The organism is Pseudoxanthomonas sp. SE1 (assembly GCF_029542205.1).
Lineage (GTDB): Bacteria > Pseudomonadota > Gammaproteobacteria > Xanthomonadales > Xanthomonadaceae > Pseudoxanthomonas_A.
This window is the reverse complement of the sequence record NZ_CP113783.1, coordinates 35,191-56,434: the sequence shown is the minus strand read 5'-3', so window position 1 is coordinate 56,434 and position 21,244 is coordinate 35,191. Positions and strand designations below refer to the sequence as shown.

At 67.4% G+C, this 21,244-nt stretch carries 21 protein-coding genes; 13 read left to right on the top strand and 8 right to left on the bottom strand.

Annotated elements, in window-relative coordinates; translation table 11 throughout:
- Nucleotides 1-80: 80 nt before the first annotated feature.
- The 6 genes from OY559_RS00280 to OY559_RS00255 all read left to right on the top strand — a co-directional run bounded on the left by OY559_RS00280 (nt 81) and on the right by OY559_RS00255 (nt 4,329).
- Nucleotides 81-869, top strand: coding sequence for an ABC transporter ATP-binding protein (locus OY559_RS00280; RefSeq protein ID WP_277728067.1), 789 nt, complete (start codon nt 81-83; stop codon nt 867-869).
- A gap of 163 nt (nt 870-1,032) precedes the next feature.
- Nucleotides 1,033-1,785 carry an MlaE family lipid ABC transporter permease subunit gene (locus OY559_RS00275; protein ID WP_277728066.1) on the top strand — a complete coding sequence of 251 codons (753 nt, stop codon included), beginning with the start codon at nt 1,033-1,035 and terminating at the stop codon, nt 1,783-1,785.
- 3 nt (nt 1,786-1,788) lie between these two features.
- A complete protein-coding gene (gene mlaD / locus OY559_RS00270; protein WP_277728065.1) occupies nt 1,789-2,331 on the top strand; it encodes an outer membrane lipid asymmetry maintenance protein MlaD in 543 nt (180 codons plus the stop codon).
- A gap of 8 nt (nt 2,332-2,339) precedes the next feature.
- Nucleotides 2,340-3,002: an MlaC/ttg2D family ABC transporter substrate-binding protein gene (locus OY559_RS00265; RefSeq protein WP_277728064.1), complete on the top strand. Its 663-nt coding sequence runs from the start codon at nt 2,340-2,342 to the stop codon at nt 3,000-3,002.
- Nucleotides 2,986-3,288, top strand: coding sequence for an STAS domain-containing protein (locus OY559_RS00260; protein WP_277728062.1), 303 nt, complete (start codon nt 2,986-2,988; stop codon nt 3,286-3,288). The genes OY559_RS00265 and OY559_RS00260 overlap by 17 nt, the downstream gene beginning before the upstream one ends.
- A 27-nt stretch (nt 3,289-3,315) precedes the next feature.
- A complete protein-coding gene (locus tag OY559_RS00255) occupies nt 3,316-4,329 on the top strand; it encodes an MlaA family lipoprotein (protein WP_277728061.1) in 1,014 nt (337 codons plus the stop codon).
- A gap of 220 nt (nt 4,330-4,549) precedes the next feature.
- On the opposite strand, the gene rmuC is transcribed toward OY559_RS00255, so the two are convergent.
- The gene (gene rmuC / locus OY559_RS00250; protein WP_277728060.1) at nt 4,550-5,899 is read right to left on the bottom strand and encodes a DNA recombination protein RmuC; all 1,350 of its coding nucleotides are present in this window, start codon (nt 5,897-5,899) and stop codon (nt 4,550-4,552) included.
- A 163-nt stretch (nt 5,900-6,062) separates the two neighbouring features.
- Here rmuC and OY559_RS00245 point away from each other — a divergent pair, with 163 nt between their 5' ends.
- The 3 genes from OY559_RS00245 (at nt 6,063) to fabV (ending at nt 9,695) form a co-directional block, all read left to right on the top strand.
- Nucleotides 6,063-6,701 (top strand): suppressor of fused domain protein, encoded by a 639-nt coding sequence (locus OY559_RS00245; protein ID WP_277728058.1) that lies wholly within the window; start codon nt 6,063-6,065, stop codon nt 6,699-6,701.
- Nucleotides 6,702-6,873: 172 nt separating this feature from the next.
- Nucleotides 6,874-8,310, top strand: coding sequence for an amino acid permease (locus OY559_RS00240; RefSeq protein WP_277728057.1), 1,437 nt, complete (start codon nt 6,874-6,876; stop codon nt 8,308-8,310).
- Nucleotides 8,311-8,477: 167 nt separating this feature from the next.
- Complete coding sequence (fabV, locus tag OY559_RS00235) at nt 8,478-9,695, top strand: enoyl-ACP reductase FabV (RefSeq protein WP_277728056.1); 1,218 nt, start codon at nt 8,478-8,480, stop codon at nt 9,693-9,695.
- 186 nt (nt 9,696-9,881) lie between these two features.
- Here fabV and OY559_RS00230 read toward each other — a convergent pair whose 3' ends face one another.
- Both OY559_RS00230 and OY559_RS00225 read right to left on the bottom strand, forming a co-directional pair.
- Nucleotides 9,882-10,562, bottom strand: a complete 681-nt coding sequence (locus OY559_RS00230; protein WP_277728055.1) for a 3-keto-disaccharide hydrolase — start codon at nt 10,560-10,562, stop codon at nt 9,882-9,884.
- 2 nt (nt 10,563-10,564) lie between these two features.
- Nucleotides 10,565-11,734, bottom strand: a complete 1,170-nt coding sequence (locus OY559_RS00225) for a class I SAM-dependent rRNA methyltransferase (RefSeq protein ID WP_277728054.1) — start codon at nt 11,732-11,734, stop codon at nt 10,565-10,567.
- 243 nt (nt 11,735-11,977) lie between these two features.
- On the opposite strand from OY559_RS00225, the gene OY559_RS00220 reads away from it, so the two are divergent.
- The 3 genes from OY559_RS00220 (at nt 11,978) to OY559_RS00210 (ending at nt 14,966) form a co-directional block, all read left to right on the top strand.
- Nucleotides 11,978-12,934, top strand: a complete 957-nt coding sequence (locus tag OY559_RS00220) for a TerC family protein (protein WP_277728053.1) — start codon at nt 11,978-11,980, stop codon at nt 12,932-12,934.
- An 88-nt stretch (nt 12,935-13,022) separates the two neighbouring features.
- Nucleotides 13,023-13,802 (top strand): rhomboid family intramembrane serine protease, encoded by a 780-nt coding sequence (locus OY559_RS00215; RefSeq protein ID WP_277728052.1) that lies wholly within the window; start codon nt 13,023-13,025, stop codon nt 13,800-13,802.
- A 51-nt stretch (nt 13,803-13,853) separates the two neighbouring features.
- Nucleotides 13,854-14,966, top strand: coding sequence for a glycoside hydrolase family 18 protein (locus tag OY559_RS00210; protein ID WP_277728051.1), 1,113 nt, complete (start codon nt 13,854-13,856; stop codon nt 14,964-14,966).
- Nucleotides 14,967-15,037: 71 nt separating this feature from the next.
- On the opposite strand, the gene OY559_RS00205 is transcribed toward OY559_RS00210, so the two are convergent.
- Nucleotides 15,038-17,353 (bottom strand): TonB-dependent receptor, encoded by a 2,316-nt coding sequence (locus OY559_RS00205; protein ID WP_277728050.1) that lies wholly within the window; start codon nt 17,351-17,353, stop codon nt 15,038-15,040.
- A gap of 262 nt (nt 17,354-17,615) precedes the next feature.
- Here OY559_RS00205 and OY559_RS00200 point away from each other — a divergent pair, with 262 nt between their 5' ends.
- Nucleotides 17,616-18,635: a TIGR00266 family protein gene (locus tag OY559_RS00200; protein WP_277728048.1), complete on the top strand. Its 1,020-nt coding sequence runs from the start codon at nt 17,616-17,618 to the stop codon at nt 18,633-18,635.
- A 40-nt stretch (nt 18,636-18,675) separates the two neighbouring features.
- Here OY559_RS00200 and OY559_RS00195 read toward each other — a convergent pair whose 3' ends face one another.
- From OY559_RS00195 to OY559_RS00180, 4 genes are read right to left on the bottom strand one after another with little or no spacing between them, the layout of a single operon-like run.
- Nucleotides 18,676-19,137, bottom strand: a complete 462-nt coding sequence (locus OY559_RS00195) for a DoxX family protein (RefSeq protein WP_277728047.1) — start codon at nt 19,135-19,137, stop codon at nt 18,676-18,678.
- Between the two features lie 20 nt (nt 19,138-19,157).
- Complete coding sequence (locus tag OY559_RS00190) at nt 19,158-19,928, bottom strand: HvfC/BufC N-terminal domain-containing protein (protein WP_277728046.1); 771 nt, start codon at nt 19,926-19,928, stop codon at nt 19,158-19,160.
- A complete protein-coding gene (locus OY559_RS00185) occupies nt 19,925-20,770 on the bottom strand; it encodes an MNIO family bufferin maturase (protein WP_277728045.1) in 846 nt (281 codons plus the stop codon). Before OY559_RS00185 ends, OY559_RS00190 begins: the two co-directional genes overlap by 4 nt.
- Nucleotides 20,771-20,795: 25 nt before the next feature.
- A complete protein-coding gene (locus OY559_RS00180; RefSeq protein WP_267791051.1) occupies nt 20,796-21,098 on the bottom strand; it encodes a BufA2 family periplasmic bufferin-type metallophore in 303 nt (100 codons plus the stop codon).
- Nucleotides 21,099-21,244 lie beyond the last annotated feature (146 nt).

Sequence of the window (21,244 nt, the reverse complement as noted above, 5' to 3'; positions counted from 1 at the left end):
CGTTGGCCGTGAAGCTACAGCGTTGTTTTTCCGTTAACCCGATACTCCCGGTCCGCCACCCCCGCTCGCCGACGACGCCCATGACGCCTGCCGACGCCCCTGCCGTGCACCTGTCCGGACTCCGCCTTGATCGCGGCGGCCGCAGCATCCTGCGCGACATCGACCTGTCGGTGCCGCGCGGCAGCATCACCGCGGTGCTGGGTCCGTCGGGCAGCGGCAAGTCGACGCTGCTGGCCGCATTGACTGGCGAGTTGCCGCCGGCGGCGGGCAGCGTGGAGGTGTTCGGCCAGTCCGTGCCGCACGGCAGCCGCGCATTGCTGGAAATGCGCAAGGGCATCGGCGTGATGCTGCAGGGCAACGGCCTGCTGACCGACCTGAGCGTCGCCGACAACGTGGCGCTGCCGCTGCGCACGCACACGAAGTTGCCGGACGCGCTGATCCGCCGGCTGGTGGACTTCAAGTTGAATGCGGTCGGCCTGCGCGCCGCCGCCGATGCCTTCCCGCGCGAGCTGTCCGGCGGCATGGCACGCCGCGTGGCGCTGGCCCGCGCGCTGGCGCTGGACCCGCCGCTGATGATCTACGACGAACCGCTGACCGGGCTGGACCCGATTGCAAGCGGCGTGATCATGAGCCTGATCCAGCGCCTCAACGACACCCTGGGGCTGACCAGCATCATCGTGACCCACCACGTACATGAAACCCTGCCCATCGCCGACCAGACAGTGGTGATCGCCAACGGCGGACTGGTGTTTTCCGGCACGCCGGCGGAACTGGAAGCGACGTCGGATCCGCTGGTGCGGCAGTTCCTGCGCGGCGAACCCGATGGGCCGATCGCGTTCGACGCGGCGAAGCGGACGGAGGTGGCCTGATGGGACATGTCGAAGCGCTCCCGATGCGCACCCTCCCCCGCGAAGCGGGGGAGGGCTGGGTGGGGCGAGCGCGATGCCCAGGCCTCCGCGTTAGCCCCCCTCCCAACCTCCCCCCCCCCGCAGCCGGGGGGGGGCCGAACCCTGCACACGGGGATCTGTCCTGATGCCTTTCGTCGATGCCACCCGTTCGTTGGGCCGCGCCGGGCTGTTCTCGCTGTCGGTGTTCCGTGCGTCGAAGCCGACCCGCGACTTCTTCGCCGAACTGACCCGCGAGATCTACAAGATCGGCGGCCGCTCGCTACCGATCATCGCGGTGGGCGGTGCGTTCGTGGGCCTGGTGCTGACGCTGCAGGGCTACCGCACGCTGACCACGTTCGGCGCCAGTGACGCGCTGTCCACGCTGCTGGGCCTGTCGCTGTACCGCGAACTGGGCCCGGTGCTGACGGCGCTGCTGTTCATCGGCCGCGCCGGCAGCTCCATTGCCGCCGAGCTGGGCCTGATGCGCGCCACTGACCAGATCAAGGCGCTGGAACTGATGGCCATCGATCCGGTGGCCAAGGCCGTGGCGCCGCGCTTCTGGGCGGCGGTGCTGACCGTACCGCTGCTGACCGGCTTCTTCTGCTCGCTGGCGATCAGCGCGAGCTATTTCGAGGCCGTGCACGTGCTCGGCCTGGACAACGGCACGTTCTGGTCGGCGCTGCAGAACAGCGTGGATTTCTGGGACGACTTCGGCGTGGCCCTGCTGAAGTCGGCCGTGTTCGGCGGCACGGCCGCGCTGGTCGCGGCCTACGTGGGCTTCCACGCCGAGCCGACCATCGAGGGCACCTCGGTGGCCACCACCCGCGCGGTGGTGAACGCCTCGCTGCTGGTGCTGATGTTCAATTTCGTCATGTCTGCATTGCTTTTCAGGAGCTGACCCATGTCCGTCCGTGGACCCCGTCTCGAGTTCGCCGTCGGCGCCTTCCTGCTGCTGGCCCTGGCCTCGCTGCTGGTGCTGGCGCTGGCTTCCACCAACAAGCGCTTTGGCGTGGGCGGTGGCAGCTACGAGCTGACCGCGCGCTTTTCCAACCTCGGCCAGCTGCGCAAGCAGGCCCCCGTGAAGATCGGCGGCGTGGTCATCGGTCAGGTCGCCGACATCCGGCTGGATCCGGTCAAGTTCGACTCGCTGGTCACGCTGTCCATCGACAGCCAGTACAAGGACCTGCCGGCCGACACCGCGGCGGGCATCTTCACCAGCGGCCTGCTGGGCGAGAACTACATCGGCCTGTCGCCGGGCGGTGATCCCGAAGTCCTGAAGCCCGGCGAAGAGATCGCCTTCACCCAGCCGGCGGTGGACCTGTTGCAACTGGCCGGCAAGTACATGTTCAGCGGCGGCGCCAACAATGCCGAAGCAGGCTCCGGGGATACCCCGGCCAGCGGCGAGACTGCCGCGCCCCCCGTTACGGAAGAACCCACGCCATGAAGACCCTGATGAAGCCCTCCCTCCTGTCCGTCGTGCTGTCGACCGCGCTGCTGGCGTCCGCGCCGGTCACCGTGTTCGCACAGGCCGCTGCGCCCGCTACCGCTGCCAGGCAGAACACCGCCAGCCAGGTCGTGCTGGCCAGCAGCACGCGCATCCTGACCACGCTCGACCAGCGCCGTGCCGAATTCAAGTCGAATCCGGCTGCGCTGCGCCAGTTCGTCACCGGCGAGTTCAACACGCTGTTCGACGGCGACTACGCCGCCCGCCTGGTGCTGGGCGTGCACGGCCGCGGTGCCTCCGATGCCGACGTGAAGCTGTTCGGCCAGGCCCTGACCGAGCGCCTGCTGTCGGCGTACGGTGCGCGCCTGGCGGACTTCAATGCCCGCCTCAAGGTGCGGGTGAAGTCCGAAACGCCGCTGCCCGGCGGCCGCGGCGTGAAGGTGGACACCGAGTTCCTGCAGCCCGACCAGACCGTCACCCCGATCACCTTCTACGCGCGCAACGTGGGTGGCCAGTGGAAGGTGTTCGACGTGCTGCCGGAAGGCGTGTCCTTCGTGCAGACGTTCAAGACCCAGTTCGACACGCCGCTGCGGCAGAAGTCCATCGCCCAGGTGGCGGCGGACCTGAAGTCCGGCAAGCTGCAGGTCAACGGCAGTGCCAGCGGACGCTGACGCCAGCGTCCGCCGGGACGGTGAGGCGCTCGTGTTCGCGGGCGCGCTCGACCGTGCTGCGGCGGCGGCATTGTGGCCGCAGGCAACCGCACACCTGGCCGGCGTGCAACGCTTCGTCCTGACCAACGTCACTACCGTCGACAGCGCCGGGCTGGCACTGTTGTCCGAGCTGGCCGCGCGCGTGCGTGCCAGTGGCACCGCCCCTCGTTTCGATGGACAGCCTGCAGGTCTTGCCGATCTCCAGGCAGCGTACCGACTGACGCCGGAACTGGATTTTCCCGCGTAACCCCACCCGAAGTTTCCAGGAATCAGGATGAATCTGTTCCGCCTCTGCACCGTCGCCCTGCTGGCCGCCCTGGCGACCGCCTGCGCGTCGGCACCCTCGTCCTCGACGGCGCCACCTGCCGACGCGGTGGTGATCGACGGCACCGCCACGGCCGCCGCACCGCTTCCGCCCGAGCCACCGATCGACCCGTCGAGCATCGATGCGCCCGCGCCCGCGCCCGCGACGGAAATCGCCACGACGTCGGAAGGCGAGGATGACTTCGCCGCGATCTATGGCCAGGGTGCGTACGACCCGGTCGCCGACCCCACCCTGCCCGCACCCGCCCAGGCGCCTACCTCGTACGACCCGTGGGAGAAGTTCAACCGCAAGGTGCACCGCTTCAACAACGCGGTGGATCGCGCCATCGCCCGCCCGCTCGCACGCGCCTACGTGGCGGCGGTGCCTCGGCCGGTGCGGTTGGGCGTCGGCAACTTCTTCGACAACCTGCGCCAACCACTGACGATGGTGAACCAGCTGCTGCAGGGGCGTCCGCGCGATGCGACACAGACGCTCGGCCGCTTCGTGCTCAACTCGACGGTCGGCATCGGCGGCATCTTCGATCCCGCCAGCGACCTGAAGATGAAGCGCCGCAGCGAGGATTTCGGGCAGACGCTGGGGACGTGGGGCTGGAGGCGCTCGCGTTACGTGGAACTGCCCTTCTTCGGTCCCCGTACCGTGCGTGATGTGCTCGGACTGGCAGGCGACATGCCGCTCAGTCCCGTGCGGCAGATCGAGGACGACAAGACACGCATCTTCCTGCAGGGCCTCAACCTGGTCGACACGCGCGCGCAGCTGCTGTCGCTGGACAGCCTGCGCGAGGGTGCGGTGGATGATTACGCCCTGGTCCGCGATTCGTGGCTGCAGCGCCGCAACTACCAGATCGAAAGCCATCGCACGCAGCAGAAGACCGAAAGCGAGCTGCCGGAATACCTGCAGGACGAGAACAACCCGACGGTGCCAGTGGACGCCATGCCGATGCCGGAGATCAATGGCGGCGGTTGAGGCGGGATTGGAATGCGATCAAAGACAACGGCGCCATTAGGCGCCGTTGTCTTTTGGCTGTTGCCCTCTCCCTGCGCAGCGGGGAGAGGGTGCCGAAGGCGGATGAGGGGCGAACGGAGAGGTGATGCCTGCGCGCGCAGTTCCTTACCGCGCTCGCCCCTCATCCGCCCGCTGGGCACCTTCTCCCCGCACGCGGGGAGAAGGAACAACACCCGACGCCTCACTCTGCTTCGTCGCCGCCCAGCAGCTTCTGCGTTTCCTCACCCGGCAACGCTTCGACGCCGCGCAGCTGGCGCTCGATCGCGCGCGTACGCACCCCCGCCTGCTTGATGCTGTTCTGCACCGTGTCCAACTGGCTGTTGGCTTTCTCCAGCACCGTGGCGAACTTGCCGAACTCGGTCTTCACCGCTCCCAGCAGCACCCGTACCTCGCTGGAACGCTTCTCGATGGCCAGCGTGCGGAAGCCCATCTGCAGGCTGTTGAGCAGTGCCGCCAGCGTGGTCGGGCCGGCGATGACGATGCGGTAGTCGCGCTGCAACGCATCGACCAGGCCCGGACGGCGGATGGCTTCCGCATACAGGCCTTCGGTGGCCAGGAAGAGCACCGCGAAATCGGTGGTGTGGGGAGGCACCACGTATTTTTCGTTGATCGACTTCGCCTGCACCTTGATCGCGCGTTCCAGCTGCGTGGCCGCGACACGCATCGCATCGGCGTCGCCGCGCTCCTGCGCTTCGATCAGCTTCTCGTAATCCTCGCGCGGGAACTTGGCATCGATGGGCAGCCACACCGGCACGTCGCCATCCTGCCGGCCAGGTAGGCGGATGGCGAAATCGACGGCTTCGTTGCTGTCCGGACGCACCTTCACGCTGCGCGCGAACTGCTCGGCCGTCAGCACCTGCTCCAGCAGGTTCTCCAGCTGCACCTCGCCCCAGCCGCCGCGATCCTTGACGTTGCTCAGCACGCGCTTGAGGTCGCCGACACCGGTGGCGAGCTGCTGCATTTCGCCCAGGCCGCGCTGGACCGCCTCCAGCCGCTCGGACACCAGCGAGAACGACGCATCGAGCCGCTGCGTCAGGGTGGCCTGCAGCTTTTCGTCCACCGTCGCGCGCATCTGCTCCAGCTTCTGCGCGTTGTCGGCCTGCAGTTCCTTCAGGCGATCCTCCAGCGTGGCGCGCATCTCGCCGATGCGCTGCTCGTTGCGCTGGGTCAGTTCGTTGAGCCGCTGACCCAGTGTGTCAGCGAAGCGCTGCTGCGACTCGGATGCTTCCAGGCGCCCCTTGCGCGCGTCTTCGGTCAAGGTATCGCGCAGCACGTCCAGGCGTTGGTCGGTACGGGTGCTCAGGTCGGCCAGGTTGCGGGCGAAACCGTCGATGCGCGCTTCCTGCGCCCGCGACAGGCCCTCCAGCTGCTCGCGCAACTCGCCACGGCCCTCGCGCTGCTCGTCGCGCAGCGCCCGTTCCAGCAGGTCACCGATGCGCGCCTCCGGACGGCGCAGCACCAGCACCGCCAGCAGCACGATGGCGGCGGCGACGAGAATCAGCAGGAGAACGAGCAGGGTCTGGGAATCCATGCCGACAGTGTAGCCGCTGGCGTCTCATCGCCTGAGCCGGCCACGACGCGACCCCCCTCGCACAGGAAGCGCGTGTTGCGTCACGGGACGTGGAGAAGCGGCTTGACCCGTTCCAGCCAGCGGCGCACAGTCGCCGCGCACTGACCGCTTGGGGAAAGCCGGCATGCTGCAACGCCTCCGCACGCTGATGGGCGCCACGCCCGATCCGCTGCCCGCACTCGCCGGCGCGCGGATCGCCGCGTTGCGCGACGCGCTGGGCGAACCCGAATACATCGACCGCGACGACGACCGCCGGCACCGCGTGGACGTGCACGTGTACGCGCGCGAGTTCTCCGGCAGCGGCGACACCGGCCATGTGCTGGTCACCAGCGGCATGAGCGACCGCCTGATGACGATGCCGGAGGGCTATGACGGCGACGAATCCGCCGCGCGTGAGCTGTTCTGGTACGTCCGCGAGCCGCATCCGGACTTCATCGCCCAGCTGCGCTGGCTGGCCAAGCTGCCGTTCGCCGAAGGGAGCTGGCTGGGTTACGGCCACACCGTGCCCATGCCCGTGCCGCCCCTGGCCGCATCGCCGTTCTCCACGTTCCTGCTGCTGCCGCCCGCGGTCGCGGCGGACCGGCACCTGTTCGACAACCTGCACCTGCACGGCCATGGCATAGAGACCCTGGTGGTGCACCTGCTGTCGGACGCGGAGTACGACCTGGTGCGGTCGGACGAGGGCCTGGATGTGTTCCTCGACCTGCTGGATGTGCACCACTACCCGCAGGTATTCGACCCGTCGCGATCGTCCTACCTCTGAGGTATCCGGTATCGCGTGGTGCGGCGCCGATTGCCTCCGCAGGGCCGGGCCGCTTAGGCTGCGGGCGGCCCCGGGGCGGGGATTACGCCTGCGGGTCCCGTCCTCCCCCTCACCATTCCTGCGCCGGCCCATCGCCAGCGTGCAGTCCCGTTGACGCATTCGAGGAGTTTCCATGACCTGGCTACGGCGCAAATCCATCGACCGGATCACCGAGCACGAGGAGGGCCGCCGGCTGGTCCCCACGTTGAGCTGGCCGCACCTGGTGGCGTTGGGTATCGGGGCCATCGTCGGTACCGGCATCTATACCCTGATCGGCGTGGGCGCCGAGAAGGCGGGGCCGGCAGTACTCATTTCTTTCGTGGTCGCCGGTGTCGTCTGCGCATGCGCTGCGTTGGCCTATGCCGAGCTGTCGACGATGATGCCCGCCGCCGGCAGCGCCTACACCTACAGCTATGGCGTGCTTGGCGAAGCGATCGCCTGGATCGTGGGCTGGAGCCTGATCCTGGAATACTCGCTGGTCGTGAGCACGGTGGCGGTGGGCTGGTCGGGCTATTTCGTCGGCTTCCTCGAATGGGTACAGCAGAACTTCGGCTGGAGCGTCACCCTGCCGGTGGCGTTGTCGGCCGGCCCGCATGCCGGTGGCGTCATCAATCTGCCTGCCATCGTCATCACCTTCCTGGTCGCCGGCATGCTGATCGCCGGTACGCGCGAAAGCGCCACGCTCAACGCGATCCTGGTGGTGTTCAAGCTGATCGCGCTGGCGGTGTTCATCGCGGTCGCGCTGCCGGCCTTCAACGCGGACAACCTGCAACCGTTCATGCCGTACGGTTTCCCGAAATCGATCGGGCCCGATGGCGTCGAACGTGGCGTGATGGCGGCGGCGGCGATCATCTTCTTCGCGTTCTACGGCTTCGATGCCATCTCCACGGCGGCCGAAGAAACCAAGAATCCCGGCCGTGACCTGTCCATCGGCATCATCGGTTCGATGGTCGGCTGCACGCTGATCTACCTGGTGGTGGCGGTGGCGGCGGTGGGCGCCCTGAGCTACACGGTCTTCGGCCAGAGCGCCGAGCCGCTGGCGCTGATCATGCGCGAACTGGGCCACGGCACGGCCGCGCTGGTCATCGGCATCGTGGCGATCATCGCGCTGCCGACGGTGCTGCTGGCGTTCTTCTACGGGCAGAGCCGCATCTTCTTCGTCATGTCGCGCGACGGCCTGTTGCCGCGCAGCTTGTCGAAGGTCAATGCGCGCACCGGTACGCCGGTGGCGATCACGGTGTTCACGGCGGTGCTGGTGGCAGCGCTGGCCGGCGTGGCGCGCCTGGATGAAATCGCCGCGCTCGCCAACGCCGGTACGCTGGCGGCGTTCGTCGCGGTGGGCGTGTGCCTGTTGGTGTTGCGCGCACGCGAACCCCAGCGTCCACGCGTGTTCCGGACGCCGCTGGCGTGGGTGGTCGGCCCCGTCGCGATACTGGGCTGCCTCTACCTGTTCTGGAGCCTGCCGCAGCGCACGCAGCTGTGGTTCCTGGTGTGGAACGCGGTCGGCATCGTGGTCTACCTGGCCTACAGCCGCCGCAACAGCATGCTGGCGAAGGGCGGCGACGCCTGATTCCGTAGCGTGCGCCATGCGCACGACCCGGATCGCGTGGAGATCCCGAGGTCGTGCGCGCAGCGCACGCTACGTCCATACGCATGCGTCTGCAGCGCGGACGCTTCATTCCCGGCGCTCGCGGCACTAAGATGCCGCGCAGGCACACCATCCCCCGGGTTACGACGTTGATCATCCATCCCAAAGTCCGCGGCTTCATCTGCACCACCACCCATCCGCTCGGTTGCGAACTCAACGTGCGTGACCAGATCGCCGCCACGCGTGCGCAAGGCGTGCGCACCGACGGGCCGAAGAAGGTGCTGGTGATCGGTGCGTCAAGCGGCTACGGCCTCGCGGCGCGCATCAGCGCGGCGTTCGGCTTCGGCGCGGACACGCTGGGCGTGTTCTTCGAGAAGCCCGGCAGCGAGAAGAAGCCGGGTACCGCGGGCTGGTACAACTCGGCCGCGTTCGACAAGTTCGCCAAGGCCGAGGGCCTGTACAGCAAGTCGATCAACGGAGACGCGTTCTCCGACGAGGCGCGCGCGAAGGTCATCGAACTGATCAAGGGCGAAATGGGGGGCAAGGTCGACCTGGTCGTCTACTCGCTGGCCTCGCCGGTGCGCAAGCTGCCGTCGACCGGTGAACTGAAGCGCTCGGCGCTGAAGCCCATCGGCGCGCCGTACACGTCCACCGCCATCGACACCAACAAGGACCAGATCACCCAGGCGACGATCGAGCCGGCGACCGAGCAGGAGATCGCCGACACCGTCACCGTGATGGGCGGTCAGGACTGGGAACTCTGGATCGACGCGCTGGACAAGGCCGGCGTGCTGGCCGACGGCGCGCGCACCGTCGCCTTCAGCTACATCGGCACCGACATCACCTGGCCGATCTACTGGCACGGTGCGCTGGGCCGCGCCAAGGTGGACCTGGACGAGACCGCACAGCGCCTGGACGCGCGCCTGAAGAATACCGGCGGCACCGCGAACGTGGCCGTGCTGAAATCGGTGGTGACGCAGGCCAGTTCCGCCATCCCGGTGATGCCGCTGTACATCAGCATCGTGTTCAAGGTGATGAAGGAACTTGGCCTGCACGAAGGCACCATCGAACAGTTGGATCGCCTGTATCGCGACCGCATGTACCGCGCCGATGGCGCGCCGGCCGAAACCGACGATGAGAACCGCCTGCGCCTGGACGACTGGGAACTGAAACCCGAAGTGCAGACGCAGGCCAAGGCGCTGTGGCCGCAGGTCACCAGCGAGAACCTGTTCCAGTTGACCGACTACGCCAACTACAAGCACGAGTTCCTGAAGCTGTTCGGCTTCGAACGCAGCGACGTGGATTACGACGCCGACGTGGATCCGGACGTGCAGTTCGACTGCATCGAGCTGTCTCCGGAAGGGTGATTGCCGCACATCGCGCATGAAAAAGGCGGGCTTCGGCCCGCCTTTTTTTGCCATCCTGTAGGAGCGATGTAAGTCGCGACCGCACGCCGACAGATGTCGATGGCGCCAGATGATGCATCCCGGTGCACCTGCGATTGTTGATGATGTGCTTGCTGTCCGGCCGTGCGGTCGCGACTTACATCGCTCCTACAGTGAAGCCGGCCTGCAATCCTTCGCCAGCGCGCGGATACGCATGCCGCGCAGGTACACGGCGTTGCCATGGTCCTGCAGTGCCAGATGCCCGCGACGCGCCTTGGCGAAATCCGCCTGCCCCGCGAACTTGCTGCCAGCGACACGACGTTTCCAGTCATCGCTGTCCAGGTCGTAGGTAGCCACGCGTACGCCATTGAGCCAGTGCTCCACGCGCGGACCGCAGGCGACGATGCGGGCGTGGTTGTACTCATTGATCGCACACAGAACGTCTCGGGACGGTGCAATCAGGTCGTACACCGCACCGGCCCGATGGCTGGGGATGATGCGATCCTCGGCTTCCCGGTCGTCGAGCAGTTGGTACTCCACCGCGCGTGCCCACACCGGCTCTGCGTCGACCGCGCGATAGAACAGCCCACTGTTGCCGCCCGCCGGAAGACGCCATTCCATTTCCAGTTCGAAGTCGCCGTAGGTGCCGACGCTGGTGATGTCGCCACCACCCGCCGCCGTCAGCGCGAGTTCGCCGTCGCTTGCCTGCCACCGCGCATCCAGCGTGGCCGCGCCGACGCTGCGCCATTGCGCTGTATCCGCGAGCGACTGCCAGGGCGCGGCCGACGTGGAGGCACAGCCGGATGCCAGTACGGCCAGCAGGATCGATACGCTCCGCCCGCCGCGCATGCTCAGTCCACCACGCGGCAGAACACCGCCTTCAGATAGCGCGATTCCTGCACGTGCGCCATGAACGGATGGTCGGGGCCGGCGCCGGCGACCTTGAGGATCTGGATCGTGCGGCCGGAGAAGTACGCGGCGCGGCGCAGCATGTCGAGGAACTGATCCTCGCTGACCAGGCCGGTGCACGAGAACGTCGCGAACAGGCCTCCGGGCTTCACCACGCCGAGCGCCAGCTTGTTCATGTCCAGGTATTTCTTCAGCGCGGCGATCACCTGCTCGCGGTCGCGCGTCATCTTGGCCGGATCGAGGATCACCACGTCGTACTGCTCGCCGCGGTTCGCCGCATCGCGCAGGTAAGGGAAGATGTCGGCCTGCACGAACTTCGGCCGCGCGTTGTTGAGCTTGGCGTTGCCCTTGGCGATCTGGATGACGTCCTGGTCGATGTCCACACCGACCACCTCGGCCGCGCCGCGCGCTGCGGCGTACACGGCAAACCCTCCGGTGTTGCAGCACAGGTCCAGCACGGTCTTGCCCTCCACCTGCCGGCTCAGCCACTCGCGGTTCTCGCGCTGGTCGGCGAAGAAGCCGGTCTTGTGCGCACCGGCCGGATCGGCGCGGAACTTCACTCCGTACTCGGTGATGACTTCGGCTTCGGTCGTGGTGTTGCCGTGGAAATCGAAGCTCTCCTGCTTCTGCACGTGCTCGTCGGCGAAGCTGTGGAAGCGGCAGCCGGGGAACTGCTCGCGCAGCGCCTCGTAGATCCATTCGCGGTGGCGGAACATGCCGGCGGCGAAGAACTCCACCACGACCAGGTCGCCGTAGCGGTCCACCACCAGGCCGGACAGGCCGTCGCCCTCAGCGTGCACCACGCGCCAGGCATCGCTTATGGCATCCAGTTTCAGCACGTCACGGCGCAGCGACACGGCATCGGCGATCTTGCGCGAGAACCAACCGGCGTCCACCGGGATGTCGGGATGCGTCTCCAGGATGCGCACGGCGATGCGCGAGTGGCCGTTGTAGAAGCCACGGCCGATCCACTCCCCGTCCACGCCGACGACCTCGACGACCGTGCCCGGCTTGGGCTTGGCGGCGGGCTTCTCGACCAGTTTCTGGAAGATCCACGGGTGGCTGGAACGCCAGGCGTTCTTCAGGTGTACGGTCGGGTTGGGGGTATTCATGAACGCATTTTACCCGCGTGGTTGACCGCATCGCGTGCCACCCGGACAATTCGCGACAGAAGGGGAGTAGCTCCCAACGTGCCGGCCGTCATTTCGAGCAGCGATGCTCCGGTCCCACGGCAGCCCACCGGGCTGTGAGCGAGACCTTCGCCGCGATGGCGAAGGCATACCCCCGGATCCCCGTTTCCCGGTTCCGAGATGTCCGCGCCTGCGGCCGTCCTCCACTTTTTTTCGGGAATCTCGATGGAAACGATTGGCAACCCCTGGTTGTGGGCCGGCTTCGGCGGCCTGGTGGTGATCGCGCTGCTGGTGGACCTGGTGCTGATGCGCCACGGCGGCGCGCACAAGGTGACATTCAAGGAAGCGGCCTGGTGGAGCCTGGGCTGGATCGCCCTGGCGATGATCTTCAACGGCGCGCTGTGGTGGTATGTCGGCGAGACCTCCGGTGCGGTGGAAGCCAACCGCGTGGGCCTGGAGTTCCTGACCGGCTACCTGGTCGAGAAGGCGCTGGCGGTCGACAACATCTTCGTGTTCCTGATGCTGTTCACCTACTTCGGCGTCCCCGAGGAGCAGCGCCAGCGCGTGCTGGTGATCGGTATCCTGGGCGCGATCGTGCTGCGCGCGATCCTGATCTTCGTGGGCGCCGCGCTGCTGGCCAAGTTCCACTGGCTGCTGTACCTGTTCGGCGCGTTCCTGCTGCTGACCGGCATCAAGATGTGGTTCGCCGCCGGCAAGGAGCCGGACCTGGACAAGAACCCCGTGCTGCGCTGGATCACCAGTCACCTGCCGCTGATCAACCGCTACCACGGCGCCGCGTTGTGGCTGGGCCGCGGCAAGCGCCGCCGCTATACGCCGTTGTTCGTGGTGCTGGTGATGATCGCGGTGACCGACGTCATCTTCGCCGTGGACAGCATCCCGGCGATCTTCGCGATCACCTCGGACCCGTTCATCGTGCTGACGTCGAATGTGTTCGCCGTGCTGGGCCTGCGCGCGATGTTCTTCCTGCTGGCCGGCATGGCCGACCGCTTCCACCTGCTGCCTTACGGCCTGGCCGTGGTGCTGGCCTTCATCGGCAGCAAGATGCTGCTGGTGGACGTGTACAAGATCCCGGTTCTGTGGTCGCTGGGCACGGTGGCGATGATCCTGGCGCTGACCGTAGCGTTGAGCCTGGCACGGCCGCAGAAGACGCCTCAGGTCTGACGTGGCTTGACGGACCATCCCGTGCGCGGGATGGTCTGTCCAACCCGGCCACCCTTGCATTCGTCGGCGCTGCCGCCAGAACTGGACCATGGACCTGCACCCCGACGACCCGGCGTTCGATCCGGAATCCCAACAGCGCCACGACCGCAAGCGGCTGCTGCGCGCGCTCAACCTGAGCCTGGCCTTCGTGCTGTTGCTGGCCATCGTGTACTCGGCCCAGAACAGCTTCGACGTGCGCGCCTTCACCATCTCGCCACTGTCGGTGCAGGGCCTGCTGGGCGTCCTCACGGCGCCGCTGCTGCACGGCTCGCTGGAACACATCGCCGCGAACGCGTCGGCACTGCTGATCCTCGGCACGCTGGCCGGCGCGGTCTATCCGCGCGCGACGCTGTGGGCGATCCCGCTGGTGTGGCTGGGCGCGGGCCTCGGGCCGTGGCTGCTGGCCGAACCCGGCACGCACACGCTCGGCGCCAGCGGCCTGACCCACGGCCTGATGTTCATGATCTTCATGCTGGGCCTGCTGCGCCGCGACCGCGCGGCGATCGCCGCGGGCATGATCGCGTTCCTGTTCTACGGCGGCATGGTGCTGACCGTACTGCCGCGCGAGGCTGGCGTGTCGTGGCAGGCGCACCTGGGTGGCGCTGTGGCCGGATTGATCGCGGCGTTCCTGTTCCGTCGCCTGGACCCCGAGTTGCCGAAGAAGAAGTACAGCTGGGAGATCGAGGAAGAGGAAGCGACCGCGCGTGGCGACGACGAACTCGAACTGCCTGCGCCGCGCGAGGTGCCGCTGCTGTGGGTGCGTGAGGAGAAATCCGAAGAGGAACAGCGCGGCGTGGTGCTGCACTTCCCGCCGCGCAAACCGGAGTGATCGCGCGGCTATAGTGTCTGCCCCGCCCACGCGGCGACGACTGGAGTGCCTGTGCCCCGCTTCGCCACCTGCCTGCTGGTGCTGCTTGCGCTGCTGCCATTCGCCGGCCACGCCGGAACACCTGCGCATCGTCCCATCGTGATCGGCTACGTGATGGACGGCGCGACGCTGCCGCCCATCGACGCGCGCAAGCTGGATGCGATCAATTTCGCATTCGCGCACGTTGATCCACGACATGAGATCTTCCTGCGCGGCGACACCGCATCGACTGCGCTCGCCGGCCTCAATGCGCTGAAATCGGACAATCCGGACCTGAAGCTGCTGCTGTCGGTCGGCGGCTGGGGCTCGGGCAACTTCTCCGAAGCCGCCGCGAGCGATACCACACGAGCCACATTCGCCGAGAGCGCCGCGCGCCTGATCGTGCAGCACCGGCTGGATGGCATCGACATCGACTGGGAATACCCGACGCTGCCGGGTCCCGGCATCGGCCACAGCCCGGCGGACCGCGACAATTTCACCCGCCTGCTGCAGGCCGTGCGCGCGCGTCTCGACACGCTGGGCAACGCCGATGGCCGCCACTACCTGCTGACGATCGCCGCGGCGGACGGCGAGGCGGCGCGCGGGCTTGACCTGTCCCGCATCATGCCGCTGCTGGACTGGATCAACCTGATGACCTACGACTTCTTCGGCAGCCTCACGGCGACCACAGGCCATCATGCGGCACTCGGGAAGTCCGCATCGGCGCCGGCCGACGCACGTACGACGATGGCGGCTGTGGACGAATTCCTCGCAGGCGGGGTGCCGCCGGCCAAGCTCAACGTCGGTGCCGCGTTCTACGGTCGCAAGTTCGTCCGCGTACAGCGCGCCAACCAAGGGCTGCACCAGGCCTACGGCGAACACGCGGCGTTCCTGTCATGGCGCGACCTGCAGGCGGGCTACGTCGACCGCAACGGTTACGTGCGGCATTGGGACAAGGACGCGCAGGCGGCGTGGTTGTGGAACGAGACGGAAGGCAGCTTCGTCACCTATGAGGATCCGCAGGCTTTGCGCGCCAAGGCGGCCCTGGTGCGAGAGCGCGGCCTCGGTGGCGTGATGTACTGGGAACATCGCCAGGACGACGGCACCCTGCTCGACGCGCTGCGTGACGGCTTGTACCGCCCGTAAAGAAAAAGGCGCCACCCCGACAGGTGGCGCCTTTCGTTTCCACGCGGCTCCCGCGAACGAAAGCCGATGGATCAGAACTTCGCGCTGAACTCCACGCCCACCGTGCGCGGCTCGTTGATGAAGCCGGTCAGGTTGTTGAAGTCGATGCCGCCGACGATGCGACGCTGGTCGGTGATGTTGCGGCCGAACAGCGCGACTTCGTAGTCGCCGTAACCCCAGCCGTAACCGACGCGCAGGCCGCCTTCCAGCGACGACTTGCCGGTGAATTCGATGGAGTCGTACAGGAAGAAGTTCACTTCGCTGCGGTAGGCCCAGTCGGTGTAGACGTAGAGCTCGCTGCCCTCGCCCAGGCCGACGCTGTAGCGCGCGGTGAAGTTGTGCACCCACTTCGGCGCCTGCGGCAGGCGATTGCCGCCGATGTAGTAGCGGCCCGTCGGATCGCCGTTCTCGTCCAGCACTTCCTCATCGGTCACGGTGCAGGCCGCACAGACAGCGACGTTCAGGTCGTCGTCCTTGATCTCGGTGTCGTTGTAGCTGCTACCCAGCGTGACCAGCAGGTTGTCCAGTACGTAGGCCTGCAGGTCCAGTTCGAAGCCCTTGCCCACCGATTTCTCGGCATTGACCAGGATGTTGGCGTTGGCAGCGCCGCCGACGGCGGTCAGCTGCTGATCCTTCACGCGGTAATAGAAGACGCCCGCGCTCAGGCGCGCGCGCTTGTCCCAGAAGTCGGCCTTCACGCCCGTTTCGAACGAGGTGACGGTTTCCGGACCGGCGACCGACTTGCCGTTGAATGCGCCGGCAGCCTGGATGCTGCTGCCGCGGAAGCCGGTGGCCGCGCGCGCGTACACGTTGACGTCGTCGTTGACCGCGTAGGTGGCCGACAGGTCCCAGTTGAACTTCTTGTCTTCCGGCGATGCGGAGAGGTCGCCATCGGGTTCGAGCGCGGCCAGCTGCGCCAGCGTGCACTTGCCCGCCAGCACGCAAGCGGCGAAGCCGGTGTTCCAGTAGTCCTCGACGGTCAGCTTCTTTTCGTCGACGGTGTAGCGCATGCCGGCACGCAGTTCCAGCTGCTCGGTCGCCTGCCACGTCACCGCACCGAATGCCGCCCACGCGTCATTGGTCTGGCGGATGCGCTGGTAGCCGTCCTGCGCGCTGTTGTTGAGCGAGTCGTAGCTGAAGCTTTCGACGCGGTAGTCTTCCTTGAAATAGAACACGCCGGCCTGCCAGTTCCACGGGCCATCAAAGGCCGACTCGATGCGGAGTTCCTGCGTCCACTGCGAGTGGTCCGGGATGCCGTCGGCGGTTTCCGACGCGAACGGGATCACGCCGGGACCGGAGTCGGGCAAGAACACCGCGCCATACCCACCGTCGATGTCGCCGCGGTTGATGGTTTCGACACTCTCGTAGCCGGTGATCGAGTGCAGCGTGTAGTCACCCAGGTTCCAGCGCAGGCGCGCACTGGCGCCCTGCGATTCCAGCTCGGAGTAGTTCAGGCCGTCCTGCGAGACCTTGTCTTCATCGAAACCGGGGACGAAGTCGTTGGTGCCCGGCTCGATGATGTTGGCGCGGAACAGGCGCGCAGTGCCGTTGAGCTTGCGCGCATGTGCGTTGAGCAGTGCCTCGAAGCCATCGCCTTCGTACAGGAACTGGACGCGGCCGGCGGATTCGTCATACCCCTCGAACCCGTCGTTCGGACCCGGGTAGGTGTTCTCCACCCAGTCGTCGCGGCGCTGGTACAGCACGGACGCGCGCGCGGACCAGTTTTCGCTCAGCGCGCCACCAACGGCGCCTTCCAGGTTCCACATGTTGTCGCTGCCCACGCCGACCTTGCCATAGCCGCTGGTTTCCTGCGACGGCTTGGCCGATTCGAACTTCACCACGCCGGCCGGCGTGTTGCGACCGAACAGCGAGCCCTGCGGACCGCGCAGCACTTCGATCTGCTCCAGGTCGAACAGCGGGAAGCCCTTAAGGATCGGGTTTTCCTGCACCACGTCGTCGTACACCAGCGAGACCGGCTGCGAGGTGTTGAGGCGGAAATCGGTGTTGCCGTAGCCACGGATGTAGAAGCGCGGGAAGGCGCGGCCGAACGAGGATTCGATGTTGAGGCTGGGCACGCGGCCGGACAGGAAGCGGATGTCGGTGCCGCCGGACGCGAGCACACCCAGCTGTTCGCCGTTGATGGTGCTGATCGACACCGGCACGTCCTGGATGTTCTCGACCTTGCGCTGTGCGGTCACTTCGACGGTGTCGAGGGTGGTTGCGCTCTGCGTCGCCGGTTCGGCGGGTGCAGGTGTTTCCTGGGCGAGGGCGGTGCCGAAAGGCAGCAGCGCGGCGATGGCAAAGGCGAGGCGATGCGGCCGGACGGCGGCCGGGCGGAGTCGGGACATGGCGGTGGCTTTCCGAGTGGGTGGGAGTCGGGGCGCGCGGCGGCGCTAGCACGCGAATGTTGCATTACAGCAACAACAGGGGCAATGGCCGGAAGTCCCGTTCCGGGCAAAGGTAACGGCGGTTGCCCGCCCCGGTCCGTTTTTCCGTACGGCGGGCAGCCGACAGGTACGTTCCGACAGCCGACGTGACCGGTGGCAGGTGACGGCACGCGGGGACGGCGGGCTAGACTCGGCGCCCTTTCCAAGCCTCAGGACGACGCCCATGACGCACTGGTTCTTCAATCTCCCCGGCAGCCCCGACCGGACAGGTCCGCTGGACGAAGAGGCGGCGCGCAGCCATGCGCAGCGCAATCCTGGCGCATTGGCGTGGCGTGAAGGCATGCGCGAATGGAAACCCGTGCGCGAACTGCCTGAACTGGCCGGCGGCGCCACGCCACCGCCCCACCTGCCGCCACTGCCGGGCTCCGGCGGGCGCAAGGCGGCGGACGAGATCGATTTCCGCATCGTCGGTGGCGACATGCAGTTCGTCGAAGTGGAACTGGACCCGGGCGAGAGCGCCATCGCCGAAGCCGGCGCGCTGATGTTCAAGGACAGCAGCGTGCAGATGGACACGGTGTTCGGCGACGGCTCGCACAGCGGACAGGGCGGCGGCTTCATGGACAAGCTGTTCTCGGCCGGCAAGCGCGTGCTGACCGGCGAGAGCCTGTTCACCACCATGTACACGCATACCGGCCAGGGCAAGGCCAAGGTGGCCTTCGCGGCGCCCTACCCCGGCACCGTGCTGGCGATGAAGCTGGACGACCACGGCGGCCGCCTGATCTGCCAGAAGGACAGCTTCCTGGCCGGCGCACGCGGCGTCACCGTCGGCATCCACCTGCAGCGCAAGATCCTGACCGGCCTGTTCGGCGGCGAGGGTTTCATCATGCAGAAGCTGGAAGGCGACGGCTGGGTGTTCGTGCACGCCGGCGGCACCGTGGTGGAGCGCGAGCTGCAGGCGGGCGAACGCATCGATGTGGACACCGGCTGCGTGGTGGCCTACCACGCCAGCGTCAACATGGACGTGCGCCCGGTCAGCGGCATCAAGAGCATGTTCTTCGGCGGCGAAGGCGTGTTCCTCGCCACCCTGACCGGCCCGGGCAAGGTATGGATGCAGTCGTTGCCGTTCTCGCGCCTGGCCGGCCGCATGCTTCAGGCGGCGCCGCAGGCGGGCGGGCAGGCACGGGGCGAAGGCTCGGTGCTGGGCGGCCTGGGTCGCATTCTGGACGGCGACAACAGCTTCTGAGCCGGATGGCGGGACGCGGCGCGCGTCCCGCCCACCTCCGTCAGGCGGCCGCGAGCGTCGCCGTGCCTGCGCGACGCGCGATCAGATGATCCAGGCTTGCGCGCCCAGGGCCGGCGAACAGCAGCCAGACGAACACCGCCACGTACAGCACTTCGTCCAGCTCGACGAATTCGTCCAGCGTGGAGATGCCGGGCAGCACCACCACCGCCAGCGCCACCAGCATGTTGAAGATCATCGGCAGCATGGTCAGCCGGGTGGCCAGGCCGAGCATGATCAGCGCACCGCCGACGAATTCCGTGCCGGCGCATACCGTGGCACTCAGGGCAGGCCAGGGAATGCCCCATTCGACGAAGCGCTCGGTGAAGAAGGCCAGGTTGTTCAACTTGGCCCAGCCGGTCTCCAGCCAGAAATAGCCGAACACCAGCCGCAGCAGCAGCGGACCGATCCAGCCATGGGCGTTGAGGAAGGCGAGCACGCGGTCGTGCAGGGGAGCGGATTGCATTGGAATCTCCTACAGGGGTGTCATGAAGTCGACAGACCGGCCACCAGACCGTCCGTCAACCAGCGTTTCAGCAGGCCGGCGGCACGCAACGCCGGCGAGGTGCCCGGCAGTCGCACGCACCAGTCGGCGAAGACGTCGCCACGCGCGACCGCGGCCAGCGCCATCGCCTCGTCGCGCGGCAGGCGTCGCCAGTGCACATCGAAGTCGTGCCGCCATAGCAGCCAGTTCGTCACCGGCTCTGCGGTCAGACACGGCAACGGGATGCCCCGTGCATGCGCATCGAGCAGCGCAATCGCATTGCTGCGCAGGCCCAGGCGACGCACGGCGGGATGCAGCATCACGCGCAGCTGCGGCCATCGTTCGTGCGCTACCGCCAGCAGGTCGTCGAGCGTGCACGGGGAGGCGTCGGCCGCATCGAACACTTCGCCCTGCCGCCACTCCAGGCGGGCCAGGTTGGACAGCACGCGATCATCGCTTGCGTGCGTGGCCAACCAGCGCGGGAACCGAGCGCCCACGTGGCGGACCGAAGGGTGCCGCGAGGGACACGCATCGAGGTAGCGCGCCGCCAGTACATCGAAACGATCCGCGCCAAGCGACGCACGCAACACGGGGTAGTCGTTGCCCAGCACCTCGACCAACCGCCAGCGGTAGCCGTCGGCGTACACGCGCAGCCGCGTCGTGCGGTCGTGCACGTCCCGTGCCCGGATCGCGGGTGCGTCGCGCATATCACCACGCAGCAACCAGTGCGCGAACACCTGCTGCCGGCCCGGAAGTGGCACGGCGGCATTCATGCGGCCTGCTCCAGGCGCGCCGCGTCCGCCACGACCCTGCGCGCGATGTCCAGTTCGGCCAGCAGCTCGTCGAGCGGCGGAATGTGGTCGTCGCGTTCGATCATCGCCGGCACCGCGCCGAACCGCCGCACGGCCTCTGCGTACAGCGACCACACGCCATCGGGCACCGGCGCGTCGTGCGTGTCGATCAGCAGACCGCTGCCCTGCACGTCCACGCTGTGCCCGGCCAGGTGGATCTGCCGCACTGCGCTGCGTGGCAGGCGGTCGAGGAAGGCGACCGCGTCGAAACCGTGGTTGTGCGCGTTGACGAAGACGTTGTTCACGTCCAGCAGCAGCCCGCACCCGCTCTCGGCCACCAGCGCGGACAGGAACTGTGCCTCGTCCAGCGTGTCATCGGCGAAGCGCAGGTAGCTGGACACGTTCTCCAGCACCAGCGGCATGCCGAGGGCATCCTGCACCTGGCGGATGCGTGCGGCGACGTGGTTCACCGTGTCGTCGTTCTGCGGCAGCGGCAGCAGGTCGTGGAACTGGACGCCGCCGTGGCGGGTCCAGCACACGTGGTCGGACACGATCCGCGGCCGCACGCGCCGGGCCAGGCGGCCCAGCGCGCGCAGGTAATCGCGGTCCAGCGGATCGCTGCCGCCGATGTTGAGCGAGACGCCATGCATTGCGACCGGCCAGCGTTCGGCCATCCGGTCCAGCATCCACAGCGGCCGGCCACCTTCGACCAGGTAGTTTTCGCTGAGGATCTCCAGCCAGTCCACGCGCGCGCTGCCTGCGAGCAGCGCGTCGTAGTGCTGCGGGCGCAGGCCCAGGCCGAAACCGTGCAGGACTGTCGTCATGGCGTGTCGTCGCTCGCGCGTGGCGTCAGCTGTTGGCCTTCTTCGCGTCGGCCGCCTTCTTCTGCGGCTTGGGCGCTTCGAACTTGCCACCGGCCGTCTTGCAGGTCTCGGCGGTGGACTCGGTGAAGCCGTGGCCTTTGCATGCGTTCTGGCCCTTGCACGCATTGGATGCGCTCTTGCACGCGCCCTGTCCCTTGCAGGCATTGGCGCCGACGCAATGGCCGACTTTGGCCGAGCCGGATTCGGCCGCGTGGGCCATCGGCGCGCCGAGGAACAGGGCGGCAGCGGCAACCGCGACGGAAAGACCGGAAAGCTTGGTGGTGTTCATGGGAAAGCCTCGTTGGGGTTGGGGAAGGCGTCGTCGACGGAGCGCCGCTGGACGCCATGCCATTCCAGCGCCGCGTGCCGCCGGCGACCATTCCCGTGCGTTCCGCGGATATGCCCCATCGTCCGGAATCCGACCGAGGCGGACGC